At 69.7% G+C, this 18,909-nt stretch carries 17 protein-coding genes; 4 read left to right on the top strand and 13 right to left on the bottom strand.

Going from position 1 to position 18,909, the window contains the following annotated elements; all coding sequences use genetic code 11:
• Positions 1-45: 45 nt before the first annotated feature.
• Positions 46-3,453 (bottom strand): pyruvate carboxylase, encoded by a 3,408-nt coding sequence (locus Q9S78_RS13315; protein WP_311870626.1) that lies wholly within the window; start codon positions 3,451-3,453, stop codon positions 46-48.
• Between the two features lie 97 nt (positions 3,454-3,550).
• On the opposite strand from Q9S78_RS13315, the gene Q9S78_RS13320 reads away from it, so the two are divergent.
• A complete protein-coding gene (locus tag Q9S78_RS13320; protein ID WP_116229282.1) occupies positions 3,551-4,363 on the top strand; it encodes a ParA family protein in 813 nt (270 codons plus the stop codon).
• A gap of 55 nt (positions 4,364-4,418) precedes the next feature.
• On the opposite strand, the gene Q9S78_RS13325 is transcribed toward Q9S78_RS13320, so the two are convergent.
• The 3 genes from Q9S78_RS13325 to Q9S78_RS13335 form a co-directional block, all read right to left on the bottom strand.
• Positions 4,419-4,964, bottom strand: a complete 546-nt coding sequence (locus tag Q9S78_RS13325; protein ID WP_065570830.1) for a MerR family transcriptional regulator — start codon at positions 4,962-4,964, stop codon at positions 4,419-4,421.
• Between the two features lie 100 nt (positions 4,965-5,064).
• Complete coding sequence (ftsR, locus tag Q9S78_RS13330; protein ID WP_028497418.1) at positions 5,065-5,745, bottom strand: transcriptional regulator FtsR; 681 nt, start codon at positions 5,743-5,745, stop codon at positions 5,065-5,067.
• Positions 5,742-6,230, bottom strand: a complete 489-nt coding sequence (locus Q9S78_RS13335) for an FHA domain-containing protein (protein ID WP_018186434.1) — start codon at positions 6,228-6,230, stop codon at positions 5,742-5,744. Before Q9S78_RS13335 ends, ftsR begins: the two co-directional genes overlap by 4 nt.
• Positions 6,231-6,500: 270 nt before the next feature.
• Between Q9S78_RS13335 and Q9S78_RS13340 the strand changes: the two genes are divergently transcribed.
• Together Q9S78_RS13340 and lpdA are read left to right on the top strand one after the other, a co-directional pair.
• Positions 6,501-7,076: a copper resistance CopC family protein gene (locus tag Q9S78_RS13340; RefSeq protein WP_311870628.1), complete on the top strand. Its 576-nt coding sequence runs from the start codon at positions 6,501-6,503 to the stop codon at positions 7,074-7,076.
• Between the two features lie 29 nt (positions 7,077-7,105).
• Positions 7,106-8,506 carry a dihydrolipoyl dehydrogenase gene (gene lpdA, locus Q9S78_RS13345; protein ID WP_020097551.1) on the top strand — a complete coding sequence of 467 codons (1,401 nt, stop codon included), beginning with the start codon at positions 7,106-7,108 and terminating at the stop codon, positions 8,504-8,506.
• 114 nt (positions 8,507-8,620) lie between these two features.
• Here lpdA and Q9S78_RS13350 read toward each other — a convergent pair whose 3' ends face one another.
• The 8 genes from Q9S78_RS13350 to Q9S78_RS13385 form a co-directional block, all read right to left on the bottom strand.
• Positions 8,621-9,250, bottom strand: a complete 630-nt coding sequence (locus tag Q9S78_RS13350; protein ID WP_311870630.1) for a CYTH domain-containing protein — start codon at positions 9,248-9,250, stop codon at positions 8,621-8,623.
• Positions 9,240-9,482, bottom strand: a complete 243-nt coding sequence (locus Q9S78_RS13355) for a response regulator (RefSeq protein ID WP_311870632.1) — start codon at positions 9,480-9,482, stop codon at positions 9,240-9,242. The genes Q9S78_RS13350 and Q9S78_RS13355 overlap by 11 nt, the downstream gene beginning before the upstream one ends.
• A gap of 88 nt (positions 9,483-9,570) precedes the next feature.
• Entirely contained in the window at positions 9,571-12,054 is a 2,484-nt protein-coding gene (locus tag Q9S78_RS13360) for a glycogen/starch/alpha-glucan phosphorylase (RefSeq protein ID WP_311870634.1), read from the bottom strand.
• 87 nt (positions 12,055-12,141) lie between these two features.
• The gene (locus tag Q9S78_RS13365; RefSeq protein WP_311870635.1) at positions 12,142-13,155 is read right to left on the bottom strand and encodes a YihY/virulence factor BrkB family protein; all 1,014 of its coding nucleotides are present in this window, start codon (positions 13,153-13,155) and stop codon (positions 12,142-12,144) included.
• A 77-nt stretch (positions 13,156-13,232) separates the two neighbouring features.
• Positions 13,233-13,745 (bottom strand): prepilin peptidase, encoded by a 513-nt coding sequence (locus Q9S78_RS13370; protein ID WP_311870637.1) that lies wholly within the window; start codon positions 13,743-13,745, stop codon positions 13,233-13,235.
• A gap of 13 nt (positions 13,746-13,758) precedes the next feature.
• Positions 13,759-14,055 (bottom strand): DUF1905 domain-containing protein, encoded by a 297-nt coding sequence (locus Q9S78_RS13375; RefSeq protein WP_018186426.1) that lies wholly within the window; start codon positions 14,053-14,055, stop codon positions 13,759-13,761.
• Positions 14,056-14,112: 57 nt separating this feature from the next.
• On the bottom strand, positions 14,113-15,099 hold the full coding sequence (locus Q9S78_RS13380) for an aldo/keto reductase (protein ID WP_311870639.1): 987 nt from the start codon (positions 15,097-15,099) through the stop codon (positions 14,113-14,115).
• A gap of 10 nt (positions 15,100-15,109) precedes the next feature.
• On the bottom strand, positions 15,110-16,072 hold the full coding sequence (locus Q9S78_RS13385) for a LysR family transcriptional regulator (RefSeq protein WP_311870641.1): 963 nt from the start codon (positions 16,070-16,072) through the stop codon (positions 15,110-15,112).
• Positions 16,073-16,152: 80 nt separating this feature from the next.
• On the opposite strand from Q9S78_RS13385, the gene Q9S78_RS13390 reads away from it, so the two are divergent.
• Positions 16,153-17,193, top strand: coding sequence for an aminotransferase class V-fold PLP-dependent enzyme (locus Q9S78_RS13390; RefSeq protein WP_311870643.1), 1,041 nt, complete (start codon positions 16,153-16,155; stop codon positions 17,191-17,193).
• Positions 17,194-17,199: 6 nt separating this feature from the next.
• On the opposite strand, the gene Q9S78_RS13395 is transcribed toward Q9S78_RS13390, so the two are convergent.
• Positions 17,200-18,867, bottom strand: coding sequence for a cation:proton antiporter (locus Q9S78_RS13395; RefSeq protein ID WP_311870644.1), 1,668 nt, complete (start codon positions 18,865-18,867; stop codon positions 17,200-17,202).
• Positions 18,868-18,909 lie beyond the last annotated feature (42 nt).

Here is an 18,909-nt window from a genome sequence, read left to right on the forward strand (position 1 = left end):
TCACTCCTGGTGGTTCTCGGGGCTCGAAAAGCCCGACGCACCAGGTTAGTCCGCGGGACGGACCACGAGCAAAAGGTCGCCGGCCTCGACCTGCGCCGTCGACGCGATGACGATCCGCTCCACGACGCCGTCGACGGGAGCGGCGATCGCCGCCTCCATCTTCATGGCCTCGATGGATGCCACGGGCTCACCCGCCCGGACCTTCGTCCCCTCCTCGGCCTTGACGGTGACGACGCCCGAGAAGGGTGCTGCCACCTGGCCCGGCTTCGACGTGTCGGCCTTCTCGGCCTGCCGGGCCTCGACCGAGACGGCGCGGTCGCGCACGGTGACGGGACGGAGCTGACCGTTGAGGGTCGCCATCACCGTCCGCATCCCCTTGTCGTCGACCTCGCCGATCGCCTCTAGCCCCACGTAGAGCTGAACGCCGCGCTCGATCTCGACGACGTGCTCCTGGCCGGGTCGCATGCCGTAGAGGTAGTCGATCGTGTCGAGGACGCTGAGGTCGCCGAAGGTCTCCCGCACCTCGTGATAGGCCTTCGTCGGCGCAGGGAACAACAGCCGGTTGAGCGTCTGACGTCGGGTCGCCGAGTCGGCGTTCAACGCCGCCGCGTTCTCTGCCGAGATCTCCGTCCCGCCCACCCTCCTCGACCGACCAGCGAGGACCTTCGAACGGAACGGTTCCGGCCACCCGCCCGGCAGGTCACCGAGTTCGCCCGCCATGAACGCGACCACCGAATCGGGGACGTCGTACTTCTCGGGGTTCGCCTCGAAGTCCGCGGGGTCGGCCTTCACCGCCGTCAGGTGCAGCGCGAGGTCGCCCACGACCTTCGACGACGGCGTCACCTTGGGGATGCGGCCGAGCATGCGATCCGCCGCGGCGTACATGTCCTCGATCAGCTCGAAGTCCTCCGCCAGCCCCAGTGCGATGGCCTGCTGACGAAGGTTCGACAGCTGCCCGCCGGGGATCTCGTGATGGTAGACGCGTCCGGTGGGGCCGGGCAGCCCGGACTCGAACGGTGCGTACAGATTGCGCACCGCCTCCCAGTACGGCTCCAGGTCCGCGACCGCCTGCAGGTCGAGGCCCGTGTCGCGCTCGGTGTCGGCCATCGCGGCGACGAGCGCCGAGAGGGAGGGCTGACTCGTGGTGCCCGACATCGGCGCGGCGGCGGCGTCGACGGCATCCGCCCCCGCCGCACTGGCGGCCAGGAGCGTCGCCAGCTGTCCGCCGGCGGTGTCGTGCGTGTGGACGTGAACCGGAAGGTCGAATCGCTCGCGGAGCGCCGTCACGAGCTTCGTCGCGGCAGCGGGACGGAGGAGCCCCGCCATGTCCTTGATCGCGAGGACGTGGGCCCCGGCCTCGACCATCTGCTCCGCGAGACGGAGGTAGTAGTCGAGCGTGTAGAGGTCCTCCGCCGGGTCGAGCAGGTTTCCCGTGTAGCAGACGGCCGTCTCCGCGACCGCCGTCCCCGTCGCCAGCACGGCCTCGATCGCGGGGCGCATCTGACTGACGTCGTTCAGCGCGTCGAAGATGCGGAAGATGTCGACCCCGGATGCGGCGGCTTCGGCCACGAACGCGTCGGTCACGCTCGTCGGGTACGGCGTGTACCCCACCGTGTTGCGACCGCGTAGGAGCATCTGGATCGCGACGTTCGGGAGCGCGGTACGCAACGCGTCGAGCCGCTCCCACGGGTCCTCGCCGAGGAAGCGGAGTGCCACGTCGTACGTCGCGCCGCCCCATGCCTCCACCGACAGCAGCTGCGGCGTCAGCCGGGCGACGTGCGGCGCCACGCGGACGAGGTCCTTCGTCCGCACCCGGGTCGCCAGGAGCGACTGGTGCGCGTCGCGGAACGTCGTCTCGGTGACGGCGAGGCCGGGCTGCGCACGGAGCGCCTCGGCGAACCGCTTCGGCCCCAGCTCGAGCAGCCGCTGCCGCGATCCCGGTGCCGGTTCCGCGTCCAGATCGACCGCGGGGAGCTTCGCGGCGGGGTCGGTGTGGACCGGGCTGTCGCCGTTCGGTCGGTTCACCGTGACGTCGGCGAGCCACGAGACGATCTTGGATCCCCGGTCCTTCGACTCGCGGCCGAGGACGAGGTCAGGGCGCTCGTCGATGAAGGCCGTGCTGAGGTCACCCGCGACGAAGGCGGGGTCGTCGAGGACGCGCTGCAGGAAGGGGATGTTGGTCGAGACGCCGCGGATGCGGAACTCCGCCAGGGCGCGCCGGGACCGGATGACGGCCGCCTCGAAGTCGCGACCACGGCAGGTCAGCTTCGAGAGCATCGAATCGAAGTGCGGGCTGATCTGCGACCCGGCCGCGGTCGTACCGCCGTCGAGACGGATGCCGGCACCACCCGGCGAGCGATAGGTCGTGATCTTGCCGGTGTCGGGGCGGAAGCCGTGTGCGGGGTCCTCGGTCGTGATGCGGCACTGCAGCGCGGCTCCGCGCAGCTGGATCTGCTCCTGACGGAGCCCCAGGTCGGCCAGGGTCTCCCCCGACGCGATGCGCATCTGGGATTGGACGAGATCGACATCCGTGACCTCCTCGGTCACGGTGTGCTCCACCTGGATGCGAGGGTTCATCTCGATGAAGACGACCTCGCCGGTGCGCGGGCCCGCCGTCTCCAGGAGGAACTCGACGGTGCCGGCGTTCTCGTAGGCGATCGATTCGGCGAAGGCGACGGCGTACGCGTGCAGGCTCCGGCGGATCTCGTCGTCGAGGTTGGGCGCCGGCGCGATCTCGACGACCTTCTGGTGGCGGCGCTGCACCGAGCAGTCCCGCTCGAAGAGGTGGACGGTGGTGCCGGCCTTGTCGGCGAGGATCTGTACCTCGACGTGACGGGGGCGCTGGACGGCCTGCTCGAGGAAGACGCGGGCGTCGCCGAACGCGCTGCCCGCCTCACGCATCGCCTCGGACAGTGCAGGCGGGAGCGCATCCGGGTGCTCGACGCGACGCATCCCTCGCCCGCCGCCACCGGCGACGGCCTTCACGAAGATGGGGAAGCCGATGTCGCCCGCCTGCGCGACCAGGTGATCGATGTCGTCGGATGCCTCGGTCGAGCGGAGGACGGGCACACCTGCCGCGATGGCGTGCTGCTTCGCGGTGACCTTGTTCCCGGCCATCTCGAGGACGGTCGAGGACGGGCCGATGAACGCGATGCCGTTGGCCGCGGCCTTCGCGGACAGCTCGGGATTCTCCGACAGGAACCCGTAGCCGGGGTAGATCGCGTCCGCACCGCTCTCGAGGGCGACGCGGATGATCTCGTCGACGTCCAGGTACGCGCGGACCGGATGCCCCACGTCGCCGATCTGGTAGGCCTCATCCGCTTTCAGCCGATGAAGCGAGTACCGATCCTCGTACGGAAAGACCGCCACCGTGCGGGCCCCCAGCTCATACGCCGCGCGGAATGCGCGGATGGCGATCTCTCCGCGGTTTGCGACCAGAATCTTCCGAAACATGCTCTTCCCCTCTACAGGGTGCGGGGCCGCTGCGTCGGGGCCGCCGAGGTACGGGCTGAGTACCCTCACAGCCTAGGGGACGGTAACGTGGTCGCTTGTGCACGTACTCTCCGTCAGCTCCCTCAAAGGTGGCGTCGGCAAGACGACCGTGACCCTGGGCCTCGCCTCCGCGGCGTTCGCGCGCGGGGTGCGGACCCTTGTCGTCGACCTGGACCCGCAGTCCGACGTGTCGACGGGGATGGACATCCAGGTGGCCGGGCGTCTCAACGTCGCCGACGTCCTCGCGAATCCCAAAGAGAAGGTCGTCCGACAGGCGATCACCTCGAGCGGCTGGGCGAAGGCCCACCCCGGGACGATCGACGTCATGATCGGCAGCCCCTCCGCCATCAACTTCGACGGACCGCACCCGAGCGTCCGCGACGTCTGGAAGCTCGAAGAAGCGCTCGCGACCATCGAGGCCGACTACGACCTGGTCCTCATCGACTGCGCGCCGTCGCTGAACGCCCTCACCCGCACGGCGTGGGCGGCATCCGATCGCGTCGTCGTCGTGACCGAACCGGGTCTCTTCTCGGTCGCCGCCGCCGACCGCGCGCTCCGCGCCATCGAGGAGATCCGTCGCGGCCTGTCGCCGCGTCTGCAGCCCCTCGGAATCGTCGTCAACCGCGTGCGCCCGCAGTCGATCGAGCACCAGTTCCGCATCAAGGAACTCCGCGACATGTTCGGTCCGCTCGTCCTCACCCCCCAGCTGCCCGAGCGCACCTCGCTGCAGCAGGCTCAGGGCGCGGCGAAGCCCCTGCACATCTGGCCGGGCGACTCCGCACAGGAGCTGGCCGCCGACTTCGACTCACTGCTCGACCGGATCGTCCGTACCGGCAGGATCCCCGTCTCCGGAGCCGTCTCCCCCGCCTGACCTCCGGGCGCACGACAACGATCGACGCACATCGTGCGCCGACGTGGCCGACGTGTCAGGCCGAGCGGGCTGCGCGACGGGCCGCGAGCTCGTCCATCTGCTCGGGCTGCTGCGCGTCGAAGTCGACCAGCGTGGTCTCGACCTCGCGGAGGACCTTTCCGACCGCGATGCCGAAGACGCCCTGACCCCGGCTGACCAGATCGATGACCTCGTCGTTCGAGGTGCACAGATACACCGAGGCGCCATCGCTCATGAGCGTGGTCCCGGCGAGGTCGCGGATGCCGGCAGCGCGCAGCTGGTCGACGGCGATGCGGATCTGCTGCAGCGAGATACCGGTGTCAAGGAGACGCTTCACGAGCTTCAGGACGAGGATGTCGCGGAAGCCGTACAGTCGCTGCGATCCCGATCCGCTCGCTCCGCGGACCGTGGGCTCCACCAGTTCGGTGCGTGCCCAGTAATCCAGCTGGCGGTAGGTGATACCGGCTGCGCGAGCCGCTTGGGCACCGCGGTAACCGACTTCGTCGTCCATCTCGGGGAGGCCGTCGGTGAACAGGAGCTCTGTCGAGAACTTCTGCTCGCCCAGCGCGTCGTGCGCAGTCATCGAGGCCTCCTGCAGGTGATCGGTTCTTCAACGCTAGAGGAGGGAGGGGCCTCGGGCAATGACATCCGACTCCCGGGCCTCGGCGTGTCGCGGAAGGGACTCACGGCGTCAAACGCTCGAGCGCGGCGCTGACGAACACCTGCCGTATCTCTTCGAGACGCCGTGCCAACTCGGGCGCCACCTCACTGGCCTGCGCGCGGGAACCGGCATCCGTCCGGCGCAGCAGCGGGGCGATGGCGCTCTCGATCAACGAGACCTCGCGCTCGGCGCTCTGACGGATGGTGCGGATGTGGCGAGGCTGGATGCCGTGAGCGTTCAGCGCGACAAGCGACCGCAGGACTCCCAGTGCCCGCTCGTCGAAGGTGTCGGCGGGAGCGATGATCCCCGCGGAGACTGCTTCGTTGAGCAGTGTCGTGGAGGCGCCGGCCGTGCTCAGGAGCTCGTCGCGTCGGTAGCGTCGCGACGTCTGCACGATCGAGGCGGGAGGAGCGGGAGCGACGTCGTCGCCGTGTTCTTCGAGGTACTCGCGGATGCGGGCGAGCGGGATGCCGAAGTCACGCTGCATCGTGAGAGCCGTCCGCAGCCGCTCGACGTCAGCCGGGGAGAACTTCCGGTACCCCGAGTCGGTGCGTACGGGCGTGACGATGCCCTGGACTTCGAGGAAGCGGAGCTTGCTGGCCGTGAGCGCGGGGAATTCGGGACTCAACCGGGCGAGGACCTGACCGATGCTCAAGGAGCCCGAGGACGCTGCTCGTCCCCGGGTCGCGGCGGCCGGGCTCACGCGCTGATCGCCCGCTCGGCAGGAGCCACGAAGAAGTTGAGACGGAACTTGCCCACGCGGACCTCCGCGCCGTCCGTCAGGGTCGCGCGATCGACGCGCTCACCGTTGACGTAGGTGCCGTTCAGCGACCGCTGGTCGATGAGCTCGAACGTCGCACCCGTGCGGGTGATCTCGGCGTGACGACGCGACACCGTCACGTCGTCGAAGAAGATGTCGGCCTCGGGGTGACGACCCACGGTCGTGACGTCGGTGTCGAGCAGGTAGCGGGCACCCGCAGTCGGACCCGAACGCACGATCAGCAGCGCGGCACGCGCCGGAAGGGCGTTGATCGCCTCGACCTCCGCCGCCGTCAACTCCGCGCCGAAGGGCACGAAGGAAAGGTCCGAGTCGTGCCCGAACGTCTGCGTCGAGTCCACGAGACGCGGGTGCGCCGAGGTCTCGGCACCACGATGGATGTCGCCGCCCGGTCGCTGATTGTCGTCCACGATGTCCTCCTTCTTCCACAGTAACCGATCGGTCACGCTCCCGGTTGCCGGGCACCCCGGATCGGGGCACGCGGAGGGGCGTTGTCCTGGATGTCGTCGGGCACGACGAGCCGCTCCCCGCCTGGGTAGCCTGACGCACATCGTCCCCTTCTCACAAGGAGCAGATGGCACCGGCCGGCCTCTCCGTGGTCGGCTGTCGCATGGTAGCGACGGGACCCGCGCGAGAACAGGGTCGTGGGCACCCCTCCCTCCTCCACTATCGTCGCGCGCATGTCCACGATCACGACAGCTTCCGCTCGGCGCCCGGTCACCGCGATGGCCGGCGCGGCGATCGCCGCACTCCTCTTGTTCGCCCCGGCCGCCTCCGCCGCCGCCCACGACGAACTGCTCTCCTCCGATCCCGCACCCGACACGGTGCTCGGGACGACTCCCGCCGCGATCACGCTGACGCTCAGCGACGCGCCGTCGACCGAAACGGGCTCGACGGAGTTCGCCGTCTACGACGAGGAGTGCGACTCGATCGGCGAGGGCGACCCCGTCGTAGACGGCAACACCGTCTCGCAAGCGATCCGCGAACCGGTCGAGGGCGCTGTCCTCGTGCAGTGGCGGGTGGTCTCGAGCGACGGTCACCCCATCTCCGACGAGTACACGTTCTCGGTCGGAGAGGACGGGAAGGTGGCTGCCGCCGAGGAATGCGGCGAGTCGGTCGGCGAGCAGACCGAAGGGTCGTCGGAAGGCTTCAACGCCGTGCCCTACGCCGTCGGCGGAGCCATCATCTTCGCGGCTGTGGGCGTGGTCCTCGCCGTCGCGATCGTGCGTGGACGGCGGGGCGCCACGAAGGAGTGACGGCACCCGCAGCGGGCTAGGCTTGACGTATGCCTCACTACGACGTCGTCATCCTCGGTGCCGGCCCCGGCGGCTATGTCGCGGCCGTCCGCTCAGCACAGCTCGGACTGTCCACCGCCATCATCGAAGAGAAGTACTGGGGCGGTGTCTGCCTCAACGTGGGCTGCATCCCTTCGAAGGCTCTTCTGAAGAACGCCGACCTCGCGCACACCTTCACCCACAAGGCCGACCTGTTCGGCATCAGCGGTGACGTGAGCTTCGACTTCGGCGTCGCGTGGGACCGCAGCCGCAAGGTCGCCGACACCCACGTCAAGGGCATCCACTTCCTGATGAAGAAGAACAAGGTGACCGAGTACGACGGTCGCGGCACGTTCCTCGACGCGAAGACCATCGAGGTCGCGAAGTCCGACGGCTCCACCGAGACCGTCACCGCCGACAACGTCATCATCTCGACCGGGTCGACCGTGCGCCTCCTGCCCGGCGTCACCCTGAGTGAGAACGTCGTCACCTATGAGGAGCAGATCCTCACCCGTGAACTGCCGAACTCGATCGTCATCGTGGGCGCCGGTGCCATCGGCATGGAGTTCGCATTCTTCATGAGCAACTACGGCGTGAAGGTGACGATCATCGAGTTCCTCGATCGCGCGCTGCCCAATGAAGACGTCGAGATCTCGAAGGAGATCCAGCGCCAGTACAAGAAGTACGGCATCGACATCCTCACCTCGACCAAGGTCGAGTCCGTCGTCGACTCCGGTGACAAGGTCACCGTGTCGTACTCGGCGAACGCCGACGGCGCGAAGGGTCAGATCGAGGCCGACAAGGTGCTCATGTCGATCGGCTTCGCTCCGCGCGTCGAGGGCTTCGGTCTCGACAAGACCGGCGTGAAGCTCACCGAGCGCGGTGCGATCGAGATCGACGACTACATGCGCACGAACGTCGACGGCGTCTACGCCATCGGCGACGTCACCGCCAAGCTGCAGCTCGCGCACGTGGCCGAGGCGCAGGGCGTCGTCGCCGCCGAGACGATCGGCAAGGCCGAGACCCAGACGCTGGGCGACTACCGCAACATGCCCCGCGCCACGTTCTGCTCGCCGCAGGTCGCCTCGTTCGGCCTCACCGAGCAGCAGGCCCGCGATGCCGGCTACGACATCAAGGTCGCGAAGTTCCCCTTCTCGGCCAACGGCAAGGCCAACGGCCTGGGAGAGCCGGTCGGCTTCGTGAAGCTGATCGCGGATGCCGAGCACCTCGAGCTGCTCGGCGGCCACCTCATCGGTCCGGACGTGTCCGAGCTCCTCCCCGAGCTCACGCTCGCCCAGAAGTGGGACCTCACCGCCCTCGAGGCCGCGCGCAACGTGCACACGCACCCGACCCTCTCGGAGGGGCTGCAGGAGGCGTTCCACGGCCTCGCGGGCCACATGATCAACCTCTGATCGCAGCGGGAAGACCTATCGGATCGATGGGGTCTTCAGTAACCTGACGATCACGACTGACGCCGCCCCGAACGAAGCCGGGGGCGGCGTCAGTGCGTTAGCGGGCACGGCGGCTCAGAGACCGAGGGCGCGTTCGAGCTTGGAGCCCGACGCCGACACGTCTCCGCCGGCGGCACGGACCAGCTCGTCGGCCGCATCGAAAAGCGCGTCGCGGGCGGCGGCATCCGCGGGCGCCGCAGGCCCGAGCTCGAGTTCCCACTCGCGCCAGGCCGTCTCGACGCCCCGGCGGACATCCGTCGCGGTGACGCGGTCGTCGACGAATTCGGCGAGGAGGCCTCCCCCGGCGTCGAGGAGGGCGTAAGCGGTGCGCGAGTTCCGGATGCGAGCGAGGGGCGCGAACGGGGGCGCTGCGATCTCGGCGAGGACGCTCTCGATCTCTGCCGGGACGACGATGTGCTCCCGGTCACCGTCGTCGAGCGGCCAGCGCGACTCGGCCTTACCCTCGGGGGTCACGCGCTTGATGTGCCACCCTTCGTCGGGGCCGCCGCTCCGGCGACGGAGGGCGACGCGTGCGCGGCCGAGCGCTCCGTCCGCCGTGTCGAGGTAGTGCGCGTCGAGTTCGCGGGGCTCGGGCGCGCCGACGACGGCGACGCCGGGAAGCCGTGCCCAATCGGGCAGCGGCGTCCCGGCGTCGACGTCGTAGGTCCGCTCGATCTCGAGCGAGTGCTCCGGCTCAGTCGTCAAGGGTCGAACGGTCGTCGCGCTCGTCCGCGGACGGGTCGATGTCGTCCTGAGCGGCGACGAAATGGAAGTCGGCGGACGTGGGTCCGTCGTCTTCTCCCGTGTTCTCGTCGGCGCCCGAGCGCTCGTACGTGATCTGCGTCTCGCTGTAGGGAAGGATCAGCCGATCCGTGTCCTCTTCGAGCGGGATGACCTGTCCGTCGAGCGGACCGCCGTGAAGTCGTGCAATAGCCATGATGAACCTCCGGTACCGACTCTAATCGGGCGGATGCACCCCGACCCGACGCCTTGTCAGCGGGCCGAGGCGGTGATATCCCGGCGACTCAGAGGATCGGCGGGGTGTGCCAGATGCGGTCGATGTAATCGCGCATCGACCGATCCGAGGAGAAGAAGCCGCACCGTGCGACGTTGAGGATCGCGGCGCGGGTCCACGCATCCTGGTCGGCGTACAGGGCGTCGACGCGCTTCTGCGCGGCGATGTAGTCGGTGTAGTCCGCGAGCGCCATGAAGGGATCGTGGTGCGTCAGGTTGGACACGACCGGCTCGAACACCGAGGCGTCCCCGCCGGAGAACGCACCAGAGGAGATCAGCTCGAGAGCGCGCGACAGGTTCTCGTCGGCGCGGACGAAGTCGATGGGGTGGTAGCCCCGCGCCTGCAGGTCGGCGACCTCGGGCTCGGCCATGCCGAAGAGGAAGAAGTTGTCGTCGCCGACGAGCTCGCGGATCTCGACGTTCGCACCGTCGTCCGTGCCGATCGTGAGGGCACCGTTGAGGGCGAACTTCATGTTGCCGGTGCCGGAGGCCTCTTTGCCTGCGAGCGAGATCTGCTCGGACAGGTCGGCGGCCGGGACGATGCGCTCCGCGAGGGTCACGTTGTAGTTCGGCGGGAACAGCACCTTCAGTCGACCCTCGACGCGCGGGTCGTCGTTGACGACGGATCCCACAGCGTTGATGAGGTGGATGATGCGCTTGGCCATCGCGTAGCCGGGCGCCGCCTTCGCGCCGAACACGAAGGTCCGCGGGGTCACCTGGTCGGGCGTCACGCGGCCCGAGACGATGGCGTCGTACTCCGTGATGATGTGGAGGAGCTTGAGCGTCTGACGCTTGTACTCGTGGAGCCTCTTCACCATCACGTCGAGCAGGTGGTCGTCGGCGACCGTGAGCCCGTCGCGCTCGGCGAGCGTGCGGGCGAGCACTCGCTTGTTCGCCGACTTGACCGCACGGAAGGCGGAGCGGAACTCGGCATCGTCGGCGTACTCCTCGAGCTCGCGCAACCGATCCAGGTCGGTGAGCCACCCCGCGCCGATCGTGTCGGTGATCAGACGCGACAATCCCGGGTTGGCGAGCTTGACGAACCGACGCGGCGTCACGCCGTTCGTGACGTTCGTGAACTTGCCGGGGTAGAACTCGTCGAAGTCCGGCAGGACCTTCTCGCGGAGCAGCTGGGAGTGCAGCTCGGCGACGCCGTTGACCTTCGACCCGGCGACGGTGGCGAGGTAGGCCATCCGGATCGCCCCGTCGGGCGAGACGATCGACATGCGGCGGATCCGCTCCGAATCGTCGCCGAACCGCTCGCGGACCGCCTCGAGGAACTCGTCGTTGATCCGGTAGATGATCTCCAGATGCCGCGGAAGCAGGCGACCGAGCAGGTCAGCCGGCCACACCTCGAGCGCCTCGGGCAGCAGGGTGTGGCACGTGTAGGCGAAGCACTGCTGGGTGATCTGCCACGCGGCATCCCACTCGAGCCCCTTCTCGTCGACGAGCACGCGCATGAGCTCCGGGACACCGATGACGGGATGCGTGTCGTTGAGCTGGAAGATGACCCGGTCGGGAAGGTTCGCGAGGTCGAAGTCAGCCGGCAGGATGAGATTGACGAAGTCGCTGATGGATGCCGCGACGAAGAAGTACTGCTGCTGCAGACGCAGCTCCTTGCCCTGCGGCGTGGAGTCCTCGGGGTAGAGCACCTTGGAGATGTTCTCGGCGTAGGTCTGCGCCCGCACCGCCTCCTGGTAGTCGCCGGCGTTGAAGACGCGGAGGTCGAAGCCCTGCGTCGCCTGCGCACTCCAGAGCCGGAGCGTGTTGACGCGGCCGTTGTGGTAGCCGGGGACCATGTAGTTGTAGGGCACGGCGAGGACGTTCCATGCGGGGACCCAGCGCGTCCGCGTCACTCCCCCGTCGTCGTAGGTCTCGGTGTGGCCGCCGAAGGAGACGGTCCGCGCTGCCTCGGGGTGCGGGAACTCCCAGGGCGAGCCGAGCGCGAGCCAGGAGTCGGCCTGCTCGACCTGCTGGCCGTCGACGAAGGTCTGCCGGAAGATGCCGTACTCGTATCGGATGCCGTACCCGACGCTCGGGACCCCGAGGGTCGCGAGCGAGTCGATGAAGCACGCCGCGAGCCGTCCCAGTCCGCCGTTGCCGAGACCCGGCTCGACCTCCATCGCGCGGACGTCGTCGAGGTCGAGGCCGCACGCCACGAGCGCCTCGTCGGCGATGTCGGTGAGGCCCGTGGCGAGCAGGTTGTTGTCGAGCTGTCGACCGAGCAGGTACTCGGCCGAGAGGTAAGCGACGCCCTTGGACTGGATCGTGCGCTGGCGCCGGACATCCTCGAGCCACCGTGCCATGAGGTAGTCGCGCACCGTCGCGGCGAGCGCGAAGTACCGATCGTTGGCCGTCGACGTCGACAGCGCGACGCCGCGCCCGTTGTTAAGGTTCCGGAGGAACTGGGTCACGAAGCCGTCGACGGTGGGCTCGGGTGCCTGCACGGGCGCGAGGGCGATCGGGTGAGTCGGTTGAAGGCGCGGGTTCTTCACGGTTCGACGGTACACACCCTCGCCCGGCAGCGCCGAGCGGATGCGTCAGAGTTCACACGGCGGTGATCCGGATGTGACGGATGCCGCTCAGTCGGCGCGTTCCTCGGCGAGCGCCGCGCGAGCGGCGTGGAGTTCGTCGGCCGCCGCCTTCACCTGGTCTTCCGCGGTCTGCACCCGTCGCTCGATCAGGGTCCTCGCGCCGTGGACGCGGCGGACGCGATCCTCGCTCTCAAGTGTGGCCGCCACGATGTAGGACGAGGCGATGAGGATCACCTGGCACGAGAGGTTGATCCACAGAAGCAGGGCGATCAGCGACGCGAACGATGCGAGCAGCGGGTTGGACCCGGCACCGCCGACGAAGAGGCTCGACAGCTGCTGCAGCACGGTGAGTCCGACGCCGCCGATGAGCGCCCCGGTCCACAGTGCCCGTGCCGGAGCGCGGACACCCGAGAGGGTGCGGAACAGCAGGGCGACGACGGCGGTGTCGAGCAGGAACGTGACGAGGATGCCGACCGTGGCGCTCACGCCGACCGTGAGCGGGTTCTCGGGCGAGACGCCGATGAAGCCGGCCACGAGGCCGACTCCCGCCGTGCCGAGCACCGTCGCCACCGCCGCGGCCGCCAGTCCGACGCCGATGACGATGGCGAGAAGCAGGTTCCGCGCGAGGACGATGATGAAGAGCGTGTCGTCGTGCACCTTGTCCGCGACGATCCGCAGGGCCGTGCGGAGCGATCCGATGGCCCCGATCGCGGCCATGATCAGACCGATGAGGGACAGCACGCCAGCGAGAGAGAAGGCGACCGGCTGGCTGAGGTTCTCGGTGTCGATGAGGCCGCCCTCGCCGACGAGTCCCGGGATCACGCGGTCGACCGCGTCGAGGAGTCCCTGCCACGCCTGCGGGTTGCCCGACAGCCAGAGCGCGGCGACCGAGAACCCCAGGAGGACTCCCGCGAACACGCTGAAGAGGGTGCGGTAGGTCACGCTGTCGGCGAGCATCGGTCCCCGCCGCTCGCTGTACCGCAGGTAGGCACGGACGATCCGCAGGGACAGTGCCCGCGCGATGAGGCGCGGGATCAGCGGGGTCTTCGTACTATCGGCCATCCCCTCACGCTACCGAGGCACCCGCGCTGGCCGACCTCCCCTTGCGTACGGGGCAAGGATCTGCCAGCGGCGACGCGTCACAGACCGAGGCGGTCGACGAGCGACGCGCCCCACACGATGCCCGCCCACGCGCCCAGCAGCATCCACGGGCCGAAGGCGACGGCGGTGCGTCGGCCGGCGCGGCGCGTCGCGAGCAGGAGCATGCCGTAGAGCCCGCCGAAGACGAAGCCCGCGACGGCGCCGACGGCGAGCGCGGACCAGCCCACCCATCCGAGCGCGATGCCGAGCACCCCGGCGAGCTTGACGTCCCCACCGCCCATGCCACCGCCGGCCGCGCGCAGGAGGAGGTAGAACACGAACAGTGCCGCGCCGCCGATCGCCGCGCGCAGAAGTGACGCCCACGGCGCTCCGGCGAAGCACGCGAGGAGCATCAGGCCGCCGACGATGGGATACCCCGGGAGGACCCACGCGTTGGGGAGCCGGTGCGTCCTGACGTCGATCACGGTGAGCGCGACGGATGCCACGGCCACCCAGAGGTACGCGAGGGCGATCAGGGTGACAGCGAGTGGATCCGTGGTGCCTGCGAACACGGCTGACGCGCTCTCAGCCGTCGAGGACGTCGAGCCGGACGCGGACGGTGTCGCCGTCGGAGATCCCCTCGCGCTCACGCACCGACCGCTTGAGCGGAAGGACGTAGACCCCGCGGCCGGCGTCCGGGAAGATCGACGTCCGCCAGCTCGTCGCGCCGACCGTGGCCCTCACCGGCACGGAACCGAAACCGCGACCGGGACGCGGGACCTCACGGATGTCGGCGCTCACCTCTTCGGGCAACGGCACGAAGTACCAGTCGTCCCTCCGCGATTCCCAGCGGAACAGGACCCCAGCGACATCGACGATCATGCGCTCACGGTAGCGAGTGCAGCGGGGCGGCGGCGGGCGGCATCCCCACCCCCGCTGTCACCACTGCGGGTGGATGTCCGCCCGCAGACGGCGGTCGTAGACGTCGACGACCGCCGCGGCGAAGGTGTCGAGGGCTGCGGCGTCGATGAGTCCCGCCGCGGCGTTGGATGTCGCCTGAGCGGTCGTCCGTGCTCCGGGGATCACGGAGGTGACACCGGTCTGCGATGAGATCCAGGCGAGGGATGCCGCGGGCAGCGAGACACCGTCGGGCAGGGCCGCGCCGAGTTCTTCGGCCGCGACGAGACCGGTCTTGTAATCGACCCCCGAGAACGTCTCACCCCGGTCGAACGCCTCGCCGTTGCGGTTGTACGACCGGTGGTCGTCGCCGGCGAACGACGTGGACGTCGTGTACCGGCCACTGAGGAGGCCGGACGCGAGAGGGACGCGAGCGAACACGGCGACGCCCGCGGCGGCGGCGGCGGGAAGGACCTCGTCGAGCGGCTTGAGGCGGAACGGGTTGAAGATGATCTGCACGTTCGTCACGCCGGGGCGCAAGATGGCCGAGAGCGCCTGCGCGCAGGTCTCCACCGAGACGCCGTAGGCGGCGATCACCCCGTCGGCGACGAGCGCATCGAGGGCGTCGTACGTCTCATCGGCGTCGATGACCGCGGAGGGCGGACAGTGCAGCTGAACGAGATCGAGGGTGTCGACGCGGAGGTTCCGGCGCGACCGATCGGTCCAGGCGCGGAAGTTCTCGGCGGTGTAGTTGCCGGTCTCCTGCGGGAGACGGCGACCCATCTTGGTCGCGACCGTCACGCCGTGGCCGGGATGCTCCGCCAGGAAGCGCCCGATCAGCGTCTCACTCCGCCCGTCGCCGTAGACGTCTGCGGTGTCGAAGAGGGTGACCCCGGCTTCGACGGACGTCGCGAGCACGTCGAGGGCGTCGGCCTCGGACACATCGCCCCAGTCCGCACCCAATTGCCAGGTACCGAGGCCGATGGCGGAGACGGAACGACCGGTGGCGGCGAGGGGACGCTGATGCATGGGGCTCACCTTACTTCGCCCGCGAGGCGGCGCGGGGAGCCGATGTCATCTCGGCGACAGCGGCTTCGAGGTGGCCGAGCACCGTGGCGACCGCGGGGACCCGTGCGGCGCCGCGCGCCGACACCGCGTGGAGCTCCCGCCGGTCGCCCGAGGCGAGAGGGCGCGTGCGGACGCCGGCCACGAGCGGGAAGGAGGCCACCGCCAACCGCGGAAGGGTCGCGACGCCGACCTGCTGCGCGACGAGCTGCTCGACGGCCGCGACGTTGTCCGTCTCGAACCGGATGCGGGGAAGGAACCCCGCCCGCGCGCACGAGTCGAGCAGATGGCTGCGGCAGCGCGGACAGCCGGCGATCCAGTCGTCGCCCGCGAGCGCTTCGAGCTCGACGACGTCGTCGGAGGCCTGCCGATGCCCTTCGGGGAGGATCAGCAGCAGGTCCTCGGCGCCGATGCGACGAGCGTCGAGCCCGCGGATGCTGTCGCCGTGGGCATCCGTACCGTCGCCGGGGTGGCTGAAGGTGAGGGCGATGTCCGCACGATCGGCGCGGACGGCGGCGACCGCTTCGGGGGGCTCGGCCTCGACGTAGGTCAGGGAGACACCGGGATCGGTCTCGGCGAGGCGCCGCATGAGGCGGGGAAGGACGGTCGGGGATGCGGAGGGGAAGCCGACCAGGCGCACCGTCCCGCTCCGTCCACCGCTGAGGTCGGCGAGCTCCCCCGCCACCGCGCCCAGGGCGGTGGTGATCGAGACGGCGTGCCGGGCGAGGATGCGCCCGGCCTCGGTCAGCCGCATCCGTCTGCCGACCCGCTCCACCACGGGCATGCCGAGACGGGATTCGAGGCGGCGGATCTGCTGGCTGACGGCGGGTTGGCTGTAGCCGAGAGCGACGGCGGCCGCGGTCACCGACCCTGCGTCTCCGATGGCTTTCACGATCCGGAGTTCGGCGACGGAGAGGTCGGGAAGAGAGGTGGGCACGAAGACATATAACGCGACGTCATGTTCACGATGCAATACCTGCCGTGGTGCAATCCTCCGGTGGTCGGGACCATGGATGCATGGTCCTCTCCCCCGCCGCCGTCCGGGCATCCTTCCCCGAGGCCCGCGGCTACGTCGCGGCGTGCACCTCCGGCATCCCCTCCCTCGCGACGCGGGACGCCGTCCGCGCCGACCTCGACATCCTGCCCGACCCGATCCGCTACGCCGCGGTCGCCGAACGGTGCCGTGCCGCGTTCGCTCGTCTGGTGGGCGTCGATCCCGGGGCCGTCGCACTCGGCGCGCAGACCTCGGCGATGGTCAGCCTCATCGCGGCAGCCCTGCCCGACGGAGCGGTCGTCGTCTGCCCCGACGGCGAGTTCTCCTCGCTCGTCCTGCCCTTCGTCCACGCCGGTCGCGGCATCACCGTGCGCACCGTCCCTCTGACGGCGCTCGCCGAGTCGCTCCGGGACGGCGACGCGCTGGTCGCTTTCTCGATCGTCCAGTCCGCGACGGGAGCCGTGGCCGACGCCGACGCCATCGTCGCAGCGGCTCGGGACCACGGTGTCCGGACGCTCTGCGACGCGACGCAGGCCGTCGGATGGATGCCGGTGGCCGCCGCTTCGTTCGATGCTCTCGTCTGCCACGCCTACAAGTGGTTGTGCGCCCCTCGCGGCGTGGCCTTCCTCGCGCTCGACGAGGACTTCGCCGCCTCGATCGCACCCCGCCAGGCGGGCTGGTACGCCGGATCGGACCCGTGGGCCTCGTGCTACGGCCCGGATGCGGCACTGGCGGCATCCGCTCGACGGTTCGACGTGTCGCCGGCGTGGCAGGCGTTCGTCGGCGCGGAGCCCGCGCTGGCCCTGTTCGCCGACGCCGACGCCGACGCATTGCGCGATGAGGTGACGGGGCTGGCGGCCGCGCTCCGGGAGCGTCTCGACCTGCCGGCCCCCGAGCGCGCGACGCCTATCGTCACCTGGCCGGATGTGGACGGGGACGACGTCGACCGCCTGCGGGCGGCGGGGATCGTGGCATCCCGCCGCGCCGGCAACGCCCGGGTCGCCCTGCACATCTTCAACGACCTGCGGGATGTCGACGACATCGCCCGCGTGCTCGGCCGCTGACCCGGGTCACCCCCGATCGGAGCGGAGCTCGATCGCGATCTGCGACGCGTCGATGACGGCGAGCTCGTGCGCGAGGACGTCGGCGTCGAAGGTCCCGCTGTCGCGTGCATCGAGGAGCACCCGCCGTTGCACCGCCAGCACCTCGAGTCGTCGGGCGCTCTCGATCTCGAAGATCCGGGAGCGGTCCGCGTCCGCCGGGCGCTCGGCGGCCGGAACGGTCGCTGCGCTGTCGCGGAGGAGGTCGAGGATGTGCCGGCGCTCCTCCCGTTCACGCTGACGGGTCTCCTCCTGGGAATCTGCGGCGGTCAGGGCGGTGACCATGGGGGCGACGGTGGCACCCTGTCCGACGAGGGAGAGGACGGCCACCCCGAAGGCCACGAGGATGAGGACCGAGCGCTGCGGTGTGTCCTCCGGCAGCGTCTGCGCGGCGGCGAGCGTGATCGCGCCCCGCATGCCCGCCCACACCACGAGCGCACCCTCCCGCCATCCGAGGGGAGCCTCCTGGAAGTAGCGGATGTCCGCGAGCCCACGGGTCACACGCGGGCCGAAGCGGCGGACCGTGTCACGCGAGACCGTTCTGCCCCGGCGCGCGAAGGCATCGACGAGCTTCTTCTCGCCCTCTTCGCTCTCGAGCCGCTGGGCGATGGTCTCGAGTCGTGGCTGCAGCCGGCGCACGCGGCGCGCGCTCGCGGACAGGAGCGCCAGGAGCGGTGCGACGTACGCGGCGCGGACGACGACGGTAAGCAGCCACGCCCCCGCCGCGATGAGGAGAGCGGGTGCCACGCCGGCGTGCACGGCCTGCACGTCCGAGATGATCGTCGTGAGCTGCAGTCCCATGAACAGGAACACGAGACCTTCGAGGACGAGCTCGATCGTGCGCCAGTTCTGCGCGTCCGAGAGCCGATTGCGCGCCGAGAACACGCGCGGACCCCCGACACCCGTGATGATGCCCGCGACGACGGCGGCGACGAGCCCCGAGGCCCCGAGGAGCTCGGCGGGGATGGCGGCGAGGAACGGGACGGTGAACGACAGGACGGTGTTGACGGTCGGATCCGTCGCGCGGCGACGGACGGTCAGGTTCAGCCAGCCGACGAACGCGCCGATGAGTACGGCGACGACGACGGCGTAGGCGAACGTGCCGACGGCACCCCAGAACGAGAAGGATGCCGCAGCCGCCGCGATGGCCGTCCGCAGCAGCACGAGCGCCGTGGCGTCGTTGAGCAGGCTCTCGCCCTCGAGGATCGCGACGACGCGTTTGGAAACCGGGGTGCGTTTGATGATCGACGTCGCGACCGCGTCGGTCGGGCTGACGATCGCGCCGAGCGCGACGCCCCACGCGAAACCGAGGTCGGGGAGCACGATCATGAAGAACAGTCCGAGGGCGAGCGCAGTCCCGATGACGAGGAAGACCGACAGCCCGGCGATCGCGCCGAACTCGCGGCGGAAGTGCATGGCCGGCATCGACACCGCCGCCGAGTAGAGCAAGGGCGGCAGGATGCCGAGGAGGATCCACTCCGGGTCGAGGACGAAGTCGTCGAACACCGGCAGGAAGCTCCCCCCGACCCCGACGGCCACCATGAGGATCGGCGCCGCGATCCCCGCCCACCGGCCGACGACCGTGGTGAGGGCGACGACGAGGAGCGCGACCACGAGGCCCAGGAGTGTCTCGATCACACCGAAAGCCTGTCAGAGCATCCCCGTCGATGCGGCCGATTT

The organism is Microbacterium aquilitoris (assembly GCF_031932285.1).
Taxonomy (GTDB): Bacteria; Actinomycetota; Actinomycetes; order Actinomycetales; family Microbacteriaceae; genus Microbacterium; species Microbacterium aquilitoris.

Bases quoted from the DNA above. Each gene is read 5' to 3' on its own strand.
- Q9S78_RS13315 (WP_311870626.1), bottom strand. From the start codon at position 3,453: ATGTTTCGGAAGATTCTGGTCGCAAACCGCGGAGAGATCGCCATCCGC.
- Q9S78_RS13325 (WP_065570830.1), bottom strand. From the start codon at position 4,964: ATGACTGCGCACGACGCGCTGGGCGAGCAGAAGTTCTCGACAGAGCTC.
- Q9S78_RS13340 (WP_311870628.1), top strand. From the start codon at position 6,501: ATGTCCACGATCACGACAGCTTCCGCTCGGCGCCCGGTCACCGCGATG.
- lpdA (WP_020097551.1), top strand. From the start codon at position 7,106: ATGCCTCACTACGACGTCGTCATCCTCGGTGCCGGCCCCGGCGGCTAT.
- Q9S78_RS13355 (WP_311870632.1), bottom strand. From the start codon at position 9,482: ATGGCTATTGCACGACTTCACGGCGGTCCGCTCGACGGACAGGTCATC.
- Q9S78_RS13365 (WP_311870635.1), bottom strand. From the start codon at position 13,155: ATGGCCGATAGTACGAAGACCCCGCTGATCCCGCGCCTCATCGCGCGG.
- Q9S78_RS13375 (WP_018186426.1), bottom strand. From the start codon at position 14,055: ATGATCGTCGATGTCGCTGGGGTCCTGTTCCGCTGGGAATCGCGGAGG.
- Q9S78_RS13380 (WP_311870639.1), bottom strand. From the start codon at position 15,099: ATGCATCAGCGTCCCCTCGCCGCCACCGGTCGTTCCGTCTCCGCCATC.
- Q9S78_RS13390 (WP_311870643.1), top strand. From the start codon at position 16,153: ATGGTCCTCTCCCCCGCCGCCGTCCGGGCATCCTTCCCCGAGGCCCGC.